This window comes from Bacillus cereus G9842 (assembly GCF_000021305.1).
Classification (GTDB): Bacteria; Bacillota; Bacilli; order Bacillales; family Bacillaceae_G; genus Bacillus_A; species Bacillus_A thuringiensis_S.
In genome coordinates, this window is the sequence record NC_011772.1 from 3720198 (window position 1) to 3739332 (window position 19135).

Here is a 19135-nt window from a genome sequence, read left to right on the forward strand (position 1 = left end):
AAGAAACTTATATCTCTTCTAGCTTTTTATATAAATGATAAAATCCATATTTTGTCGAGCGTTCTCTAATTTGTTGACGACTTCCACTTAAATTAAGAGGAAAAACTGCAGTTTGTTCACCTTTAATCGCCAATCCAACAAATACTGTTCCTGGCTCTTTCTGTTCTGAAGCATCTGGCCCTGCTACCCCAGTGAAACTAATTCCGATATCCGCTTTTAATAAATCCTTAACATTTTCAGCAAGATAATGAGCACATTCTTTACTAACTGCACCATCAGTATGCAACACTTCTTCAGGCACACGCAATACATGTTGCTTCACATCATTATGATAACAAATGACACCGCCTTTAAATACAGAAGAAACACCAGCATTTTCAGTTACTTGATTTCCAAAAAGACCACCTGTTAAACTTTCTGCACATGCTAAAGTTAACCCTTTTCTCTTCAATAACTCGATTGCCTTATAATGCAAAAATTCTTGGTCATATCCGTAGAAAAATTCTCCTACCCTTTCTAAAATCAAATCTTCCACATGTTGAATTAGTTTCTCCGCTTCGCTAACATTTTGATGCTTAGCGGTTAAACGTAATGTCACTTCTCCATCATTTGCTAGCGGGGCGATTGTTGGGTTTGTTTGTCCATCAATTAAATCTTGAACTTTCACCTCTAATTGGGACTCCCCGATACCGAAGAAACGAAGCACACGGGAATAAATGTTTTCTCCTGTTGTAAAATTACGTAAAAAAGGCTCCACGTAACTTACATACATTGGTTTCATTTCTTTTGGCGGCCCTGGTAATAAAATATAAACTTTTCCGTTCTTATTTACCCCCATACCAGGCGCCATACCGTGGTCATTTGCAAATACTGTTGCTCCATTTAAGACGAGCGCTTGCTTTTTATTATTCTCCGTAAATTCACGGCCTGTACGCTTAAAGTAATTACTTATTAAGGCTAATGCCTTTTCATCATACACAAGCGCTTCATCTAAACTAGCCGCTATCGTTTCTTTCGTTAAATCATCTTTTGTCGGTCCTAATCCACCTGTAAAAATAAGTATATCAGCACGTTCTTCCGCAGCTTCAATCGCCTTTTGCAGTCGCTTATTATTATCACCAACAACAGTATGATAGTACACGTTAATTCCAATTGAAGCTAACTTTTCAGATAAAAACTGGGCATTTGTATTTGCAATTTGTCCAAGTAATAATTCAGTTCCAACCGCAATAATCTCAGCATTCATCCTAATTCCCCCATAAACTTCTATTTTGAGTTTACAAAAGCAGCTCTATTTTTCCAGAAATAATCCCATCCTGAAATAACAGTAAAGATTAATGCAATCCATATGAAGATATCAGCAACTGGAATATGGATTAAATTTAAAGGTACATCGTGTAATAAATATGCTGCAATCGCAATAATTTGTGTCCATGTCTTAATTTTCCCTAGCTGATTTGCCGCAACTACTTCCCCTGTTCCAGCAAGTACAAGACGTAAACCTGTTACAGCAAACTCACGACTGATAATTACAATAACAATCCAAGCCGGTACATATTGCATCTCTACCAATGTAATAAGTGCTGCTGAAACAAGTAATTTATCAGCTAATGGGTCAAGAAACTTTCCTAAATTCGTTACAAGATTATACTTTCTTGCGTAATGTCCATCAATCCAATCTGTAGCTGAAGCAATGATAAAGATAAGTGCCCCTACTAAATGTTGAATTGGCAAATCAACATCACCAATTTTGTATGAACCCCAATCAAAGGGCGCTAACATAATTACCATAAAAATTGGAATTAAGAAGATTCTAGATATTGTAATTTTATTTGGTAAATTCACAGCTATTCCTCCATCATATCAAAAACATTTGTTCATCGAAAAAAAAGTCATCGAAGCGATGACTGTTATTGTGCAGGTTGCTCTATCCCTTGGTTTTTAATCACCAATCTTTGGTGATATTCTTTTTGTGGATCTAACGGGAAAGCAAGCACTTGGCCATTCAGTTTAATTTCAACATTCGGTGCACTTCCAATATTAAGTCGTACTTCTTTTAATGTTGATACATCGCGTTTCTCTGTTTGACCGCTTTGTACTGTAGTGTTTAGAATTTCATTACCCGCATCATCCTTAACATCTACATAACTTGCACCCTTCGCTGAAATTTCCAATTCTAACGTTTTATTATTATGAATTTCCAAAGTAGATACCTTACCAGTTGTTCCAACTACTTTCACTTCTTGCTGTCCAGTTGGTGGTGCTGGCTGCTCCTCTTTCTTTGGTTCTTCTTTCTTTAGTTCTTCTTTCTTTGGCTCTTCTTTCTTTGGCTCTTCCGCTTTCTTCGTATCTAACGGAGAATCTTTCGCTTTTTGAACTTCAATTTTCTCACTTTGAGCACTCGGAACTTTTTCATCATCTTTTCCAGTTAACGCTTGAAACACAAACCAGATTACGACTCCAACCGCGATTACTAACAGCGCAACTAAGATTTTCGGCATGTGATCTGCAACTGGCCATGATGAAGATTTTTGCATTGTTTCTTGTGTTTTTTGTCCCGTTGATACTTGTGGAACTTCACGCCTTTCAGATTGTGGTATCGTACTCTGATGTTCTACAAGCAGTTCCTCTCCATTTAATCCAACAGCATCTGCGTATTGTTTAATGAATGCACGCGCATAAAAAGCTCCTGGCAATACATCATAATTGCCTTCTTCAATTGCCACTAGATGGCGTTTTTGAATTTTTGTAATTTCATGCAGCTGATCAATAGACAAGCCTTTCGCTTCTCTTGCTTCTTTCAGCTTTTGTCCCAATTCCGTCACTACTAACACCTCAATATTTCTTTAAAAGTCAAACATAGAGAAATTATTTTGCGTACCTTGCTCAATTTCATCTACTAAATTATATTGAATTTCTTCATCATAATCGTTACGCAACTCGATAATATAATCAAAATCATCCAATGTGTATTCTGACTGACTCACAAATACATCAGGATGTTCCACAACTTTCGTTGCAGGCAATCTCATAATTTCACGAACGAGCTGCCAATGTCTTTCGTTGGCACGCTTCGTTGACACAATTCCATCTAGGATGAAAATATTGTCATCGCTATACTCATCTTCAATTAATTGACTACGAACAGTTTGCTTAATAAGAGTAGATGATACAAATAACCACCTTTTATTTGCACAAACACTTGCAGCAACAATGGATTCTGTTTTTCCGACACGAGGCATTCCGCGTATCCCAATTAGTTTATGGCCTTCTTTTTTCATAATTTCTGCCATAAAGTCTACAAGTAAGCCTAATTCATCACGCACAAATCGAAATGTTTTCTTATCATCTGCATCTCGTTGTATGTACCTACCATGCCTAACCGCTAGCTTATCTCTTAGCTTGGGCGGACGATATTTCGTTACCGTTATGTTATCCATCGTATTTAAAATTGATTCAAGTCTAGAGATTTGCTCTTGATTATCACACATAAGAAGTAACCCACGTCGTGCATTATCTACACCATTAATTGTGACAATATTAATGCCGAGCATACCGATTAACGAAGAAACGTCACCAAGCAAGCCAGGTCGGTTTTTATGTATTTCATATTCAAAATACCATTCAATCATCCAAGATCACTCCCCTTGCTTACTTTACACCTACGTACTATATTATATGATTTCACCTTAATAGGGAAGCTAAATGTATAATCTATCCTGTGTAATTATTATACAAAAAAAGTAGAGAGGAGAATCTCCTCTCTACTTTTACTTATGTTGTACAAACTTAACCATTAAGTTTGCAATTGTATGTTGCTCCTGTTCATCAGCAACTTTCCAAAGCTCAGCTAATAATTTCTCTTGGTCATTGCGCCCTTCTACTTCATTAGCAAGGTAGTCGCCAACACGAAATGCCATATCTGATACCGCACCGCCGTCTAAACCTTTTCCTTGCGCTTGCTCTAAACGATCTCCTAAAAAGCTCTTCCACTGATCAAAATTATCTAATACTGACATAATTAAGCACCTCACTATTGAGTAATAAAATCATCCTTAATTTGTGCAACTGTTCATTTTTTATGTAAGAAATTTTTAGCAGTGCCAACCGCCATTCACTCCGATGATTTGTCCAGTTATGTATGATGCTCCTGGTGATACGAGGAATGAAACTGTTTTTGCTACTTCTTCTGGTAATCCTATTCTACCTAATGGTATATCTTCAGCAATTCCCATTTTATCTTCTTCAGAAAAAACACTTAACATTTCCGTTTCAATTGCTCCTGGTGCTACTGCATTCACACGTAATCCACTTAAAGAAACTTCTTTCGCTAAAGCTTTCACATATGAATTTTGCGCCCCTTTTACCATTGAATACAGCACTTCACAAGAAGCCCCTATTTGTCCCCATATAGATGAAATAATTACAATATTACCACTTCTCCTCCCGATCATAGGCGGAAGTGCCATTGAAAGTAATTTATATACGTTCTTCACTTGAAGTTCTACCATATAACCCAATTCTTCGTTTGTTACATCTGTTACTAGTCCAAAAATACTCTTCCCAGCTGCGTATACAATAACATCAATAGGGTGTTCAATTTGTCCCCACAATTGCTCTGCTCCATCACTAGAAGCCAAATTCGCTTGAACAGGGATAACTTCTCCCCATGCTTTCTGCAATTCCAATACCTTTCCTTCACTGTTATTGTAATGAACATAAACTGTATATCCATCTTGAATTAATTGTTTCGAAATAGCAGAGCCAATCCCTCCGCTCCCTCCAGTTACTAACGCATACTTTTTCATAAATTCCCTCTCTTATCTCTACAAGTTCAATTTTCACACAACTAAATAATACCCTCATCTTACAATTTTTCAATGATAAGATGAGGGTATCTTTAAAATGTTATTTTTTCGGTAACACCTGACAAACACTCATTTTTTCTTCTGATAACAATAATTTTGCTACTTCTTGTAAGTCTTGAACCGTCAGCCCTTCTAATACAGTCAATGCATCAAATAGACTAGATTCATTAAACGCATATCGTGTAAATTGATTTGCAATATATTCTGGTGAATTCAACGAGCGTAAAAAACCACCAATTTTCTTTTTCTTCACTCGTTCTAATGCCGCCGCATCTAATTGATCATAATCTGTTTTTAATAAAATATCTTTTAAACGATCTGCCAATTCATCAGGTTGTTTCGTATCACCACCAACCATTGCAAAACCGAAGTTATTTTCTTCTGTATAGTCATACGAGAATGAATCATCAATAAGTCCTTCATTATATAAAGCTTCGTAATGAACAGAACTTTTTCCAAATAAATAATCTAAGAGTAACGTAAGCGCAATTTCTTGTTTTAAAAGCGCTTGCCCCTTTTCTTTTAAATTAGTCGCTTTAATACCAACTAAACATTTCGGTGTTTGCACAGGCATTGAAATAATTTTTTTCTTTTCATTTACCTCATTTGGTTCCTCTTCAAATGAACGCACAATTTCTGGCTGGTTTTTATAATCTTTTTCCGCTTGATTTTCACGTACTAAATCCATTGTTTTCTCTGGATCAATTGCACCCACAACAAATAATAACATATTGCTCGGATGATAAAATGTTTCATAACATTCATATAATAAATCTTTCGTAATTTTACTAATAGATTCGATTGTGCCTGCAATATCAATTTTAATTGGGTGTTTTACAAACAAGCTATCAATTAACCCAAAGTACAAACGCCAATCTGGGTTATCTTGATACATTTGAATTTCTTGCCCAATAATCCCCTTCTCTTTTTCAACTGTTTTTTCAGAGAAATAAGGCTCTTGCACGAAGTTTAGCAATGTATTTAAATTTTGTTCTACGTTTGAAGTACATGAAAAAAGGTAAGCTGTTCGTGTGAAGGATGTAAAAGCATTTGCCGATGCTCCTTGTTTACTAAACAATTGGAAAGCATCGTGATCTTCTTTTTCAAATAATTTATGCTCAAGAAAATGTGCAATCCCATCAGGCACACGAATCATTTCTTCTTTCCCCAATGGTACAAATGTATTATCTACTGAACCATATTTCGTCGTAAACGTCGCAAATGTTTTATTAAATCCTTGTTTCGGTAAAACATATACATCTAATCCATTAGGAAGTTTTTCATAATAGAGTGTTTCTTTTAATTGCTCATAAACAATTTTTTCCATTTACTCTCCCTCCGTTCCTTGTAAAAAGTAAATTGTATCTAGTTCAATATTTTTAGCTACTTTTACAATTTCTTCTTTTGTTACACTTTCTATACCTGTAAGCCATTCTTCAACTGGACGTGTACGATCTGAAATAATACCATGATATAGCATTTCTACAAATCCACGCGGTGTATCAATCGCCTCTAATATTTGATTTTGGATGACACTTTTTGTTTGATGTATTTCTTCTTCAGAAAACTCTCCGTTTTGCATCGCAAGCATTTGTTCTTTAATAATCTCAACTGCTTTTTCATAATTTTTCGCTTCGATTCCTGACATAACAAATAATAAACCTTTATGACTTTCAAAGCGCGATGCTGCATAGTACGCTAAACTATTTTTTTCACGCACATTTACGAATAACTTCGAATGAGAAAAACCACCAAACAATCCATTGAACAATTGCAATGCAAAATAATCTTCATCTTTATATGTGACAAATGTACGATAACCGATGTGTAATTTACTTTGTTTTAATTCTTGTTTTTCAACAACTTCTTTTTCTTCATTATTTCGTCTATGAAGGAGTACATTTCTTTCTCTCACTGGACGAGCTGAAATAGAAAAATACTTACTTACAAGATCAACGGCGTTTTCTGAAATATCACCAATAATATATAGATCCATCTCATCTTCCGCTAACACCTTTTGATAATATTGATACAGACTTTCATTTGTAATAGAAGCAACACTCTCTTTTTTTCCATTTGCACTTAAACGATACGGTTCTACTTTGCACATTTCTTCAATTAAACGCTCGTTTGCATAACGCATTTTATCATCATAAGTAGCTTCAATTCTCTGTAACAGTGCTCTTTTTTCACTTTCTACGATAGAAGATAGGAAACCGTTCCCCTCGGTTGCTGGATGTAACACAATATCAGACAACATAGAAAGCGCTTTTTCAAATAACGGTGGTGCATCATGTAAATAAACTTCATTTGCAATGTCTACATAAATGGAGATAATATGGTCTTCCCCTTTTTTACTTACATCTACCGCTAAAGAAGACCCGTATAATTCTTCTAAATATTGACGAAGACGAATTACAGAAGGTAATTTTTCTGTGGCACTTTGCAATACGTATGGCAATAGGGCACGCTCTGTCACCGTCTCCTCATTTAAAGGCGCTTTAAAACGAAATACAAAGGTATTCGTTTTATATTTATCAGTCGGAATAATATGTACGCGCAAACCACCTAACTCATGTAGTTGTTGTTCCATTAGTTTCATTTATAGCCCTCCTTTACGTATATAGGAATATTCCTCTTCAATATACAGTTTTTAGAAATAAAAAATCAACTTTTCTCCCTTATTATGCTTACATATGATTCTTTCTAAAAACTTTAATATGTAAGGAACATAGTAAAATTCCGTATTAAATATATTCTATGTAAAAAAGCCCACACTAATGTGCGAGCTTTTTTATACTTATAAAATACTTATCGTTTTCCTTTTTCATAAGGAGTTCCTAATGCTTTCGGAGCTTCAGAACGACCTACAAAACCAACAAGCGCTAATATTGTGAATACATATGGTAATATCGTTAATAAAACACTTGGAATTTGATCTAATACAGGAATTGTTCCGCCCGTTACACTAAGAGATTGCGCAAAACCAAAGAATAGAGCTGCACCTAGTGCGCCTAGTGGATTCCACTTCCCAAAAATCATAGCAGCTAAAGCTAAGAAACCTTGTCCTGTAATAGTTGCCCCTGAGAAGTTATTAGAAATTGACATTGCAAAAATCGCTCCACCAATTCCAGCAAACACTCCTGAAATACAGACTCCAATATAGCGCATTTTATATACGTTAATCCCCATCGTATCCGCTGCCATTGGGTGTTCACCAACAGCACGTAGACGAAGACCGAACGGTGTTTTATAAATAACATACCAAACAACGAATGCTAAAATAATGGCAATATACGACGTTATTGGTACATTCGAGAAAAATATTTTCCCTAAAACCGGAATATCCGAAAGGCCTGGAATATCAATCTTTTCAATACGATACTGAATAAAGTCAGTCTGCCCTTTATCAAAAATCTTCTTAATTGCAAATACCGTTAAACCAAGAGATAAGAAGTTAATTGCTACACCACTTACAACTTGATCTGCTCGGAATGTAATAGAAGCTACCGCATGAAGTAATGCAAATAATCCACTACCAATTGCCGCAAATAATAACGCAATCCACGGGGTCATCGTTCCCCAAGTATCACCCATTAATAAGTTTGTAACAACTCCAATAAATGCACCAAATAGCATTAGTCCTTCTAATCCGATATTTACAACACCCGATCGTTCACTAAATACTCCACCTAGTGCTGTGAAAATGATAGGTGCCGATGTATATAACGTACCTGTCACAAGAATGGCTAATATATCTAAAAAGCTCATTTATTTCCCCTCCTTGCTCATGCGTGTAAGCGCCCATCTTAACACATAACTACATGCAACAAAGAAGATGATACATGCAATAATTACATTAATAAGCTCTGATGGTACATCTGCCTCAAAGTTCATTTGAGGGGAAGCACTTTTCAAACCACCAAATAATAAAGCTGAAAGGATTATACCAAACGGATTATTCCCTCCAAGTAATGCTACGGCAATCCCATCAAATCCTACTCCTGTAAACGAAGACATCGCGGTCATACTCTGGAATGTTCCTAATCCTTCCATCGCTCCACCAATCCCCGCAAATGCACCAGCAATTGTCATGGAGAATACTACATTACGAGAAACTTTCATACCTGCATATTGAGAAGCATGCTGATTAAATCCTACCGACTTTAATTCGTAGCCTAAAGTTGTTCGATCTAATAAGAACCACATTAAAATAGCGATTAATATTGCTACAATAATTCCCCAGTGAAGACGCGAACCATCAGTAATGCTAGCAAGCCAGTCTGAAGATAGTGATGCACTCTCTTTAATGTCATACGTTTTATCATTACCTTCATGTAAAAAGCGCTTAATGATGTCATATGTTACATATAATGCGATATAGTTCATCATAATTGTTACAATAACCTCATTAACTTGAAACTTTCCTTTTAAATATCCAGGAATGAAGCCCCAAATTCCTCCTACCAATGCTGCGAATAAAATAGATAATGGAATATGAAGGAAAGCTGGTAGTGAAACTGCATAACCGAACCAAACCGCTGCAAGCCAACCAACTAGCAATTGACCCTCTACCCCGATATTAAATAAACCTGTACGAAATGCAAACGCCACTGATAAACCAGCAAGAATAAGCGGTATCATTGTACGAAGCGTTTCACCAATCGCACTTGCGCTACCGAACATCCCTGTCCAAAGTGCACTATAACCTACAATTGGATCATAACCACTAACTAACATTACAATCGCTCCGACAAGTAAGCCAAAAATAACGGATAGTACTGGGACTAAAATATTTATCGTTCGTTCTGTTAAAAGTTTTTTAGCCATTTGTACCCACCTGCTCCTTCTTTGTTCCCCCAGCCATTAACAATCCAAGCTGTTGTTCATTCGTTTCTTTCGCATCAACTATTGCTACAATTTTCCCTTCATAAATAACAGCAATTCGATCGCTAACATTTAAGATTTCATCTAACTCTAGTGATAAAAGTAATACACCTTTCCCTTTATCCCTTTGCTCTATTAATCTCTTATGAATAAATTCAATTGCTCCTACATCTAAACCACGTGTTGGCTGTGCTGCGATTAATAAATCTGGATCACGGTCTACTTCACGTGCAATAATTGCTTTTTGTTGATTTCCCCCAGATAGAGCGCGTGCTAAAGTTTGCTCACTAGGTGTACGTACATCAAACTGTTCAATAAGAGCCTTTGCTTTTTCTGTAATTTTGCTGAAATTTAAAATCCCTTTCTTTGAAAACGGATTCTTATAGTACGTTTGCAGAACTATATTATCTCTAACAGAAAAATCAAGGACGAGTCCGTGTTTATGACGATCTTCTGGAATATGACCAATTCCTTCTTCTGTTATTCTTCTAACAGGCCAATTTGTTATTTCTTTCCCTTTAATTGCAATAGAACCTGACTCAACTTTTCGTAAACCAGTAATTGCTTCTATTAATTCACTTTGTCCATTTCCATCAATCCCTGCAATCCCAACAATTTCCCCCGCACGAACAGTTAAGTCAAGGCCTTTTACAGCAGGTAGTTGACGTGCATCGTGAACAACAAGATTTGCAATTGAAAGTACCTCTTCTTTTGGTTTCGCGTCTATTTTTTCTGTTTTAAAATTCACTTGACGTCCGACCATTAATTCTGCAAGTTTATTTTCATCCGTATTTGCAACGTCAACCGTTCCAATTCCTTTTCCTTTACGAATAATCGTACAACGATCGCAAACTTCCATAATTTCTTTCAACTTATGTGTAATAAGAACAATAGATTTTCCTTCTTGCACAAGCTTTTTCATAATTTGAATTAGCTCATGAATTTCTTGTGGTGTTAACACAGCTGTCGGTTCATCAAATATTAAAATTTCTGCACCGCGGTAAAGAGTTTTCAAAATCTCAACACGCTGTTGCATACCCACTGAAATATCCTGTATTTTCGCATATGGATCTACAGCTAAACCGTATTGTTCAGACAGTTTTTGAATTTCTTTAGCAGCTTCCTCAACAGCAATTTTCCCTTTTTTCCTCGGTTCATTTCCGAGAATAATATTCTCTGTAACTGTAAAATTATGAACAAGCATAAAGTGCTGATGAACCATTCCAATACCAAGGTCATTTGCCACATTCGGATTGGTAATATTTACAGACTTTCCTTTAATTTTAATTTCACCTTGTTCTGGTTGGTACAAACCAAATAGTACATTCATCAATGTGGATTTCCCTGCACCATTTTCTCCAAGTAAAGCATGTATCTCACCCTGCTTTACTTGCAGCGTAATATCATCATTCGCTACAATGCCTGGGAATACTTTCGTAATGTTATTCATCTCAATTACGTATTCCATTGTGTTCCTCCTTTTAACAGGGAACATTCCCTATTACACTATTAACTTATTAAGCAATTCGGAAGTTTTATACATACAAAGGTTAGTTCTATGAACTAACCTTTGCTATTTCTCTATTTATTTTTTTAGAGAAGCTTCATATTCTTTATACTCTTTATCTGTAGCCGGTACTTTAATTTCACCGTCTGTAATTTTCTTTTCAAATTCTTCTACTTTTGTTAAAATTTCAGGGTTAACTTTTTTCACGTTATCAGTTGTTTTTGAAATACCAATACCGTCATCTTTTAAACCAAACGCTTCTACTTTACCGCCTTTTAACTTACCGTCTTTCGCTTCTTGCGCTACTTTTTCAACAGCGATATCTACACGTTTTACCATTGAAGTTAATGTTACGTTTTCAGGCATACCTTCTTGGTTTTGATCACGGTCAACACCGATTACCCAAACATTTTCACCTTTTTTCTTACGGTTTTTCGCTTCAGTGAATACACCGTTACCTGTACCACCAGCAGCATGATAAATTACGTCTACGCCTTGACCATACATTGCTGATGCAAGAACTGTACCTTTTTCAGGTTTATCGAATGCTTCTGCATATTCAGATACGATTTCAATGTTTGGATTTACTGCTTTTGCACCCGCTTTAAATCCATTTTCGAATTTACTAATTAAATCACTCTTCATCCCACCAACAAATCCTACTTTATTCGATTTTGTTGACATAGCTGCTACCGCACCTACAAGGAATGATCCTTCATGATCTTTAAATGTAATGCTCGTTACGTTTGGTGCATCTACTACAGTATCAACGATTGCAAATTGTTGTTTTGGAGATTCTTTTGCTACTTCTTTAATTGCACCTTCTAATTTATAACCAATTCCGAAAGATAAATCATACTTATCTTTTGAAAATTTCTTTAAGTTTGGAATATAATCCGCTTCTTTTTCAGACTGTAGGTAACGATAATTTGTCTTTTCCTTTAATCCGTTATCTTTACCAAACTTTTTTAGTCCTTCCCAAGACGATTGGTTGAACGATTTGTCATCAACGCCCCCAACATCCGTTACCATACCGACCTTGAAGTCTTTCGTGTCTTTCTTATCACTGCTTGCCTTATCCGAGTTACCACATGCACCTAAAACTGTACTTGCTGCTAATGTTAATGATAATAAAAGACCTGCTTTTTTCTTCATACTAGAAACCCCTCCAAAAATGATATATATTTTTTTATTCTTTCGCTGCTGTCCCTTACTTCTTGCTGTCACCTCCCTAAAAAGGAACTTACCTACATACGCTTTCTTAATACGTGGAAGCTAAACTTATCAGCTCTAAAGTAATTGATAGAATATAAGATTGGCTCATCATTTTGATCATAGTGCATTTGTTTTAATACAAGCAGTGCTGTTTCAGGCTCACATTCTAAAATCGGTGAGATTTTAGGGTGATAGCCAATTGGCTCAATGTGAGCAACCGCATATGTTATGCGCTTATGCGTGTTATTATGTATCACCGTTAATAATGACTCCTCATTGTAACCCGATAAATCTGGCAATATTTCTTTTGCAAGTTTATCGATACAATATACAACAGGTTCCCCATCTGCTGTACGCACGCGTTCAATCATCACTGCATTGAAACCATCTTCACTATTAAACTTCTCTTTTTCCTCTTCTGTTAAAGTTGTAGTAGATGATGATAAAAAGATCGTTCCTGGTGTTTTCCCCACACTAGAAATCATATCTGTAATACTAGAAAGTTGTTCTATTCCAGAAGAAAATAATGGCTTTGCATTTACAAATGTCCCTACACCATGTCTACGAATGACAACATTTTCTTCTTCTAAAATACGTAACGCTTCCCTTAAAGTCGCTCTACTTACGCCAAGTTCTTTCGCTAAATCAAACTCTGATGGTAACTTTTGTCGTTCTTTATAAGCCCCATCTTTAATTTTTTCTTTGATGTGATCAATCACCCGTAAATATAGGTGACGACTATCGGATTTTACTGACATAAGACTCCCCCGCATTTCAATTATTCGACCTCTGATGTAAGACTTCTTTTCTCTTTTTTCAACTTACAACATAGTACAAATGACTAACCACTAAAAATAAGCGCAATTGTCGAATAAATAATAATAATTTTTTAAAATGAAATTTTCACTCTTTACTGTATAAAAAAAACTTTGCACCATAAACATTCCTCATTTCGAGAAAAAGTTCGGCACAAAGATCCTTTACATCCTTTGTTACACACTTTTCCCCTCATAGTCTAGCAATTCATGGTTGCCAGGTAGAAACTTATGGACCTTATCTCCAAGATTATATGAGGCAGTGATTCTTTTCGAAGTAATCTTACCACTTGCTCTCATACGTGTCAACAAAATCCAACATTTTTCTGCATTAAATATCGAACATTTACATAAAACATACTCAAAGTATTCGTATTCTAAAGATACCCTCTAAATGTAAGCCCTTTCTTTATTGCTGAGTATAGTATATAACAAAAACACTATATAAAAAAGCCTAATTGTAAAAACAATTAGGCTTTTTTAAGAACTTTTTTCTTGTACATCATTAATGAGTACTTCTCTCGGTTTACTACCTTCATATGGACCTACTACACCATTCATTTCCATTGCATCAATTAGACGAGCAGCTCGCGTATAACCTACTCTAAACCTACGTTGTAGCATAGAAACAGATGCTGTTTGCATTTCCACTACAAGTTGAACCGCTTCATCATATAATTCATCTTCTACTTCCTGCTTCGTATCAGGAACATCTTGCGGAATCATATCTTCTTGATATTGTGCTTTTTGCTGTCCAATAACATATTCTACAACTCTCTCAACTTCATCATCTGATAAAAATGCACCTTGTACACGTACAGGTTTCGATGCACCAATTGGTATAAACAGCATGTCGCCACGACCTAGTAGCTTCTCTGCACCACCACCGTCAAGAATTGTACGAGAATCTGTTTGAGAAGATACAGCGAATGCAATACGTGATGGAATATTCGCTTTAATAACACCCGTAATAACGTCAACTGACGGACGTTGCGTTGCAATAATTAAATGAATACCAGCAGCACGAGCCATTTGCGCTAGACGCATAATCGCATCCTCTACATCAGACGAAGCAACCATCATTAAATCTGCTAACTCGTCCACAATTACTACAATATACGGTAATTCGGGTTGTTTCGCTTCTGATTGACTATTATGCTCTTTTATATAATCGTTGTATCCTTCAATGTTACGTGTACCACTATGAGCAAACAATTCATAACGACGTTCCATCTCACTCACAACTTTTTTCAATGCTTGCGATGCTTTTTTCGGATCAGTTACAACTGGTGTTAACAAATGAGGCACACCGTTATATACATTTAACTCTACCATTTTCGGGTCAATCATCATTAATTTTACTTCATGTGGTTTTGCACGCATTAAAATACTAACAATAATACCGTTAATACATACACTTTTCCCGCTCCCTGTCGCACCAGCTACGAGTAAATGGGGCATTTTATTTAAACGGGCTAATACAGCTTCACCTGTAATATCTCGGCCAAGACCAATTAACAACTTCTCTTCCGGATGATTGTTAGCCTTAGAATCAAGAACTTCCCTCAGCGTTACCATCGAAACTTCTGAGTTCGGAACTTCGATCCCTACAGCTGATTTCCCGGGAATTGGCGCCTCAATACGAATGTCCTTTGCAGCTAATGCAAGGGCTAAATCATCACTTAAACTGACAATTTTGCTTACCTTTACCCCCATATCAGGATACACTTCATATTTTGTAACTGCAGGACCTCTATGCACTTTTGTTACTTTCGCTTTCACTCCGAAACTTTGGAATGTACGTTCTAATTTACGAGCATTCTCATAAATTTCCGCATTTTCATTTGTAACTTGCTTATTCTTTGGAAATTTTAATATATCAAGTGAAGGAAGCTTGTAATCTTTATTTTCTACATTTGAAAATTGCATAGGAGGTGCTTGCGCTTCACTCTCTAACGATTCAACGATTTTTTCTCCACGCTTTTTCTTTGATTCTTCAATTGGTGGAGTCTCTTCAATAAACGGTGAAGTGATCAAATCTTCTTGCTCTACTTCAATTCGTTTATCCTCTTCTTCATTTGCAGGATAATTCTCAGTGAAATTTGAAATAATTGGCGGATCAATTTGGATTTCTTCCATCGGCTCAATCACTTCTTCTTGTTCTGCAGCACGTTTGCTTCTTGTACTTCTTGTTGTTTTTTTCTTTTCTGTTTGTTCAGCCGTTCTTTTGGATCTCCAATCTTTATAATCCACTTGCATCACTTGAAATTGACTTCTAAGAATTCTACCAACTGGAGCTAACACTTCTCCAATATGTTTATTTGTTATACAGAGTACCCCGAGAATAACTAAAATAATCCCAATGATATAGGCTCCTACTTCGTCGAATAGGAAGTAACATGTCGCGAACATAAGCGCACCAAACATACCACCGCCTAAATGAACGCTATCTGGCCCTTTTTTCATTTCAAGAAAGAAGTTATCTTTCGTACTCACAATAACAGAAGTATTTTGCACTGCTCCATCTTTTGTAAGAAGGTTAAATAATGTAATATGACTAAACATTAATATTGCCAATACAATTAAATAAAATCCAATTAACCGTTTATTTAAAAGGTTCGGCCATCCGCGTTTTATAACAAAGGAAACCGATAAAGCTATTACACCTAACACACCAATTATGTACCACTCACCAAAGAAGAAGCGAAAAAATAACACAAACGATTTCCCTACAACGCCTAGCTGTAAAATCGTAATGATTGAAAGTGCAAAAAGAGTTAAACCGACGATTTCATAATACAAAGTTGGCTTTATCGTACGTCTTGCCTTTGCCTTCGTCCCTCTTTGCTTTTGTTTTGCCATTTCTTCACCTCGTGTTCTACATATAAGTAAAGCTCCCCTAAAAATGCTCTATTTATATGTCTGTTTTCTCTATTTTTCAGGTCTTTATATCTTCTATTTTTACACTTCTTGTAAAATGCTAAATAAACAGAAGAAAGCAGCCTACTCATGGCTGCTCAACCGTCTTGTTTTTTATATTATACCATAGCTTCTAAACAAAATCCTTCTTTTTGCTAAAAGGTTATTTTCTGACCGGGCTCAAACTCTAAATAGTGAAGTGGGTCCGTACTTAGCACACGTACAATAGAATAACACCCATGTTCCTCTTCAGAAACCATTAATTCCACACCATTTATATTTACAACTTTTTGACTTTCACATTGTGAATAATTGGCCGGATACACAAGTTGCTCTGGCATAATTGTATATAAAATCATTGTAACATTGTCCCTTCTGCACTACCTTCCGCGCGAACATCTATTAATTCGTTTAATTTTCGAATCGCATTTCCAATACCACCAACATCATCTATAAGACCGTACTTTACTGCATCTCCACCAATTACATTCGTCCCAATATCTCGCGTTAAATTTCCTTTCGCAAACATAAGCTCTTTAAAACGATCCTCTGTTACTTTCGAGTGCTTCGTCACAAAACGAATAACTCTTTCTTGCATCTTATCCAAATACTCAAATGTTTGCGGCACACCTATGACAAGACCTGTTAAACGAATTGGATGAATTGTCATCGTCGCAGTTTCCGCAATAAACGAATAGTCAGTAGAAACAGCAATCGGTACACCGATGGAATGTCCCCCACCTAAAACTAGAGATACTGTTGGTTTTGAAAGTGAAGCTACCATTTCTGAAATTGCTAGTCCAGCTTCAACGTCACCTCCAACCGTATTTAATATTAAAAGCAAACCTTCAATTTTCGGATTTTGTTCAATCGCAACAATTTGCGGAATGATATGCTCGTATTTTGTTGTTTTATTTTGCGGCGGTAATTGAACATGACCTTCCACTTGTCCGATAATCGTTAAACAATGAATACGTGATTCATTCATCTGTGGTACATTTGTCTGTCCAAGCTGTTGAATTTTTTCTACTATTGAAGCCTCTTTTCCAGCTTCTTTTGGCTCAGTTTCTTTTTCTTCATTTGTATATCGATCACGTTCTGTCATTTCGCATCCCCTTTCACTCGTATATAACTATTATTTCTTAAGTTATAAATTTCATTCGATAGGGTTAAAAAGAAAAAAAAGATCACCCATAAGGGTGATCTTTTTTATACTTCCATAATAATCGGTAAAATCATAGGTTTTCTCTTTGTCTCTTCGTACAAGAACTGTCCTAATAATTCACGAATATTTTGTTTTAACATTGACCATTCAATCGAATATTCTTTAATTGACTGCTCAACAATCATACGTACAATCTCTGTAGATCGTTCAATTAACGCTTCTGACTCACGAACATATACGAAACCACGTGAAATGATTTCTGGACCAGAGATAATTTTCTTTTCATCTTTACCAAGCGTTACAACTACTACTAATATTCCATCTTGAGATAACATCTTTCTATCTCGAAGAACGATATTTCCAACGTCACCTACACCTAATCCATCAATTAAAACATTACCAGCTTGTACTTTACCGACTAAGTTCGCTTCATCGTCACCAAAAGCAATTACATCGCCTTTTTCTACGATAAAGATATTTTCTCTTGTAATACCTACATCTTCAGCTAAATACGCATGTGCTTTTTGCATACGGAACTCACCATGTACGGGTACAAAGTACTTCGGTTTCATTAAATTTAACATTAATTTTAATTCTTCTTGGCTACCGTGACCTGAAACATGAACTTTTCTTTCGCCGTAATAAACAACTTCAGCTCCAGCTCTAAATAACAAATCAATAATTTTTGATACAGATATTTCATTACCCGGAATTGGCGAAGCAGCAATGATAACAGTATCACCTTTACGAATTGAAATTTGTTTATGTGCTTGTTTTGCCATTCTAGATAGAGCAGCCATCGGTTCACCTTGACTACCTGTCGTTAAAATAGCTACCTTTTTCTCTGGGAAGTTGTCTACTTCTTGTAATGAAATAACCATACCTTCTGGAACATCTAAATAACCAAGACGTCTTGCAATGTCTACTACTTTCACCATACTACGTCCTACTACCGCTACTTTTCGCCCTGTTTCGGCAGCTGCATCAAATACTTGTTGAATACGATGTACATTCGATGCAAATGAAGCAACGATAATACGACCTTCTGCGCCGTAGAACACTTTAGAAATTTCTACACCAACTTCTTTTTCAGAACCTGTATAACCTGGGCGCTCTGCGTTTGTACTATCAGATAATAAGCAAAGTACGCCTTCATTTCCAATTTGAGCCATTTTCCCAAGGTCTGCTCCACTATTTCCAATTGGAGTTTGATCGAATTTAAAGTCTCCTGTATATACGATTGCACCTTTTGATGTATGGAAACAAACACCAACAGAATCTGGAATACTATGTGTCGTTCCAAAGAATGACACCGTTGTAGTATTAAACTCTACTGTTGAATTTGAATCGATTGTTTTTAAGTCTACACGACCTAACATACCCGCTTCGCCAAGTTTTTCTTGTATAAGTCCTACTGTTAATTTCGTTGCATACACTGGAATAGATAATTTACGAAGTACGTAAACAATACCACCAATATGATCTTCATGACCGTGAGTAATAAATAAACCCTTTACTCGCTCTTGGTTTTCCACTAAATATGTAATATCAGGAATAACGATATCAATTCCAAACATTTCATCTCCCGGGAACATTAACCCTGCATCCACAATAAAGATTTCAGAATCAATTTCAACACAGTACATGTTTTTCCCGATTTCACCTACTCCACCAAGAGCAAATACTTTAACAGACTCATTCTCTTTTCTCTTCATGTTGTTGCCTGGTTTAAAAATCTTGCAAACACTGATTTCACTAA

At 36.1% G+C, this 19135-nt stretch carries 17 protein-coding genes and 1 riboswitch; all 17 genes read right to left on the reverse strand.

Annotation, left to right across the window (positions count from 1 at the left end; genetic code table 11):
- Nucleotides 1–7 precede the first annotated feature (7 nt).
- The 17 genes from BCG9842_RS18550 to BCG9842_RS18630 all read right to left on the reverse strand — a co-directional run bounded on the left by BCG9842_RS18550 (nucleotide 8) and on the right by BCG9842_RS18630 (nucleotide 19091).
- A complete protein-coding gene (locus BCG9842_RS18550; protein ID WP_000990683.1) occupies nucleotides 8–1246 on the reverse strand; it encodes a competence/damage-inducible protein A in 1239 nt (412 codons plus the stop codon).
- A gap of 20 nt (nucleotides 1247–1266) precedes the next feature.
- Nucleotides 1267–1845, reverse strand: a complete 579-nt coding sequence (gene pgsA, locus BCG9842_RS18555; RefSeq protein WP_001052967.1) for a CDP-diacylglycerol--glycerol-3-phosphate 3-phosphatidyltransferase — start codon at nucleotides 1843–1845, stop codon at nucleotides 1267–1269.
- Nucleotides 1846–1910: 65 nt separating this feature from the next.
- Complete coding sequence (locus BCG9842_RS18560) at nucleotides 1911–2825, reverse strand: helix-turn-helix domain-containing protein (protein WP_000137465.1); 915 nt, start codon at nucleotides 2823–2825, stop codon at nucleotides 1911–1913.
- 21 nt (nucleotides 2826–2846) lie between these two features.
- Entirely contained in the window at nucleotides 2847–3632 is a 786-nt protein-coding gene (locus BCG9842_RS18565; RefSeq protein ID WP_000574107.1) for a DUF3388 domain-containing protein, read from the reverse strand.
- A gap of 138 nt (nucleotides 3633–3770) precedes the next feature.
- Entirely contained in the window at nucleotides 3771–4019 is a 249-nt protein-coding gene (locus BCG9842_RS18570) for a DUF3243 domain-containing protein (RefSeq protein WP_000114444.1), read from the reverse strand.
- A gap of 75 nt (nucleotides 4020–4094) precedes the next feature.
- A complete protein-coding gene (gene ymfI, locus BCG9842_RS18575; RefSeq protein WP_000759625.1) occupies nucleotides 4095–4808 on the reverse strand; it encodes an elongation factor P 5-aminopentanone reductase in 714 nt (237 codons plus the stop codon).
- Between the two features lie 100 nt (nucleotides 4809–4908).
- Nucleotides 4909–6195 carry an EF-P 5-aminopentanol modification-associated protein YfmH gene (gene yfmH / locus BCG9842_RS18580; RefSeq protein WP_000411972.1) on the reverse strand — a complete coding sequence of 429 codons (1287 nt, stop codon included), beginning with the start codon at nucleotides 6193–6195 and terminating at the stop codon, nucleotides 4909–4911.
- Complete coding sequence (gene yfmF, locus BCG9842_RS18585; RefSeq protein WP_000772416.1) at nucleotides 6196–7470, reverse strand: EF-P 5-aminopentanol modification-associated protein YfmF; 1275 nt, start codon at nucleotides 7468–7470, stop codon at nucleotides 6196–6198.
- Nucleotides 7471–7679: 209 nt separating this feature from the next.
- Nucleotides 7680–8639, reverse strand: a complete 960-nt coding sequence (locus tag BCG9842_RS18590; protein ID WP_000008857.1) for an ABC transporter permease — start codon at nucleotides 8637–8639, stop codon at nucleotides 7680–7682.
- Entirely contained in the window at nucleotides 8640–9698 is a 1059-nt protein-coding gene (locus BCG9842_RS18595; protein WP_001085255.1) for an ABC transporter permease, read from the reverse strand. It abuts the gene before it with no gap.
- On the reverse strand, nucleotides 9691–11223 hold the full coding sequence (locus tag BCG9842_RS18600) for an ABC transporter ATP-binding protein (protein WP_000456928.1): 1533 nt from the start codon (nucleotides 11221–11223) through the stop codon (nucleotides 9691–9693). Before BCG9842_RS18600 ends, BCG9842_RS18595 begins: the two co-directional genes overlap by 8 nt.
- A 117-nt stretch (nucleotides 11224–11340) precedes the next feature.
- Nucleotides 11341–12417 carry a BMP family lipoprotein gene (locus BCG9842_RS18605; RefSeq protein ID WP_000725767.1) on the reverse strand — a complete coding sequence of 359 codons (1077 nt, stop codon included), beginning with the start codon at nucleotides 12415–12417 and terminating at the stop codon, nucleotides 11341–11343.
- 92 nt (nucleotides 12418–12509) lie between these two features.
- On the reverse strand, nucleotides 12510–13235 hold the full coding sequence (locus BCG9842_RS18610) for a GntR family transcriptional regulator (protein WP_000114182.1): 726 nt from the start codon (nucleotides 13233–13235) through the stop codon (nucleotides 12510–12512).
- A gap of 233 nt (nucleotides 13236–13468) precedes the next feature.
- Nucleotides 13469–13570, reverse strand: a riboswitch (purine riboswitch).
- Nucleotides 13571–13772: 202 nt separating this feature from the next.
- Nucleotides 13773–16154, reverse strand: coding sequence for a DNA translocase FtsK (locus BCG9842_RS18615; RefSeq protein WP_001118795.1), 2382 nt, complete (start codon nucleotides 16152–16154; stop codon nucleotides 13773–13775).
- Nucleotides 16155–16366: 212 nt separating this feature from the next.
- A complete protein-coding gene (locus tag BCG9842_RS18620; RefSeq protein ID WP_000605034.1) occupies nucleotides 16367–16570 on the reverse strand; it encodes a YlzJ-like family protein in 204 nt (67 codons plus the stop codon).
- Nucleotides 16567–17316 carry a translocation-enhancing protein TepA gene (gene tepA / locus BCG9842_RS18625; RefSeq protein ID WP_000139825.1) on the reverse strand — a complete coding sequence of 250 codons (750 nt, stop codon included), beginning with the start codon at nucleotides 17314–17316 and terminating at the stop codon, nucleotides 16567–16569. Before tepA ends, BCG9842_RS18620 begins: the two co-directional genes overlap by 4 nt.
- Nucleotides 17317–17420: 104 nt before the next feature.
- Nucleotides 17421–19091, reverse strand: coding sequence for a ribonuclease J (locus BCG9842_RS18630; RefSeq protein ID WP_000823089.1), 1671 nt, complete (start codon nucleotides 19089–19091; stop codon nucleotides 17421–17423).
- Between the last annotated feature and the right edge of the window lie 44 nt (nucleotides 19092–19135).

Coding starts and splice junctions, on each gene's coding strand:
- BCG9842_RS18550 (WP_000990683.1), bottom strand. CDS start 1,246: ATGAATGCTGAGATTATTGCGGTTGGAACTGAATTATTACTTGGACAA.
- BCG9842_RS18565 (WP_000574107.1), bottom strand. CDS start 3,632: ATGATTGAATGGTATTTTGAATATGAAATACATAAAAACCGACCTGGC.
- BCG9842_RS18570 (WP_000114444.1), bottom strand. CDS start 4,019: ATGTCAGTATTAGATAATTTTGATCAGTGGAAGAGCTTTTTAGGAGAT.
- ymfI (WP_000759625.1), bottom strand. CDS start 4,808: ATGAAAAAGTATGCGTTAGTAACTGGAGGGAGCGGAGGGATTGGCTCT.
- yfmH (WP_000411972.1), bottom strand. CDS start 6,195: ATGGAAAAAATTGTTTATGAGCAATTAAAAGAAACACTCTATTATGAA.
- yfmF (WP_000772416.1), bottom strand. CDS start 7,470: ATGAAACTAATGGAACAACAACTACATGAGTTAGGTGGTTTGCGCGTA.
- BCG9842_RS18590 (WP_000008857.1), bottom strand. CDS start 8,639: ATGAGCTTTTTAGATATATTAGCCATTCTTGTGACAGGTACGTTATAT.
- BCG9842_RS18595 (WP_001085255.1), bottom strand. CDS start 9,698: ATGGCTAAAAAACTTTTAACAGAACGAACGATAAATATTTTAGTCCCA.
- BCG9842_RS18600 (WP_000456928.1), bottom strand. CDS start 11,223: ATGGAATACGTAATTGAGATGAATAACATTACGAAAGTATTCCCAGGC.
- BCG9842_RS18605 (WP_000725767.1), bottom strand. CDS start 12,417: ATGAAGAAAAAAGCAGGTCTTTTATTATCATTAACATTAGCAGCAAGT.
- BCG9842_RS18610 (WP_000114182.1), bottom strand. CDS start 13,235: ATGTCAGTAAAATCCGATAGTCGTCACCTATATTTACGGGTGATTGAT.
- BCG9842_RS18615 (WP_001118795.1), bottom strand. CDS start 16,154: ATGGCAAAACAAAAGCAAAGAGGGACGAAGGCAAAGGCAAGACGTACG.
- BCG9842_RS18620 (WP_000605034.1), bottom strand. CDS start 16,570: ATGATTTTATATACAATTATGCCAGAGCAACTTGTGTATCCGGCCAAT.
- tepA (WP_000139825.1), bottom strand. CDS start 17,316: ATGACAGAACGTGATCGATATACAAATGAAGAAAAAGAAACTGAGCCA.
- BCG9842_RS18630 (WP_000823089.1), bottom strand. CDS start 19,091: ATGAAGAGAAAAGAGAATGAGTCTGTTAAAGTATTTGCTCTTGGTGGA.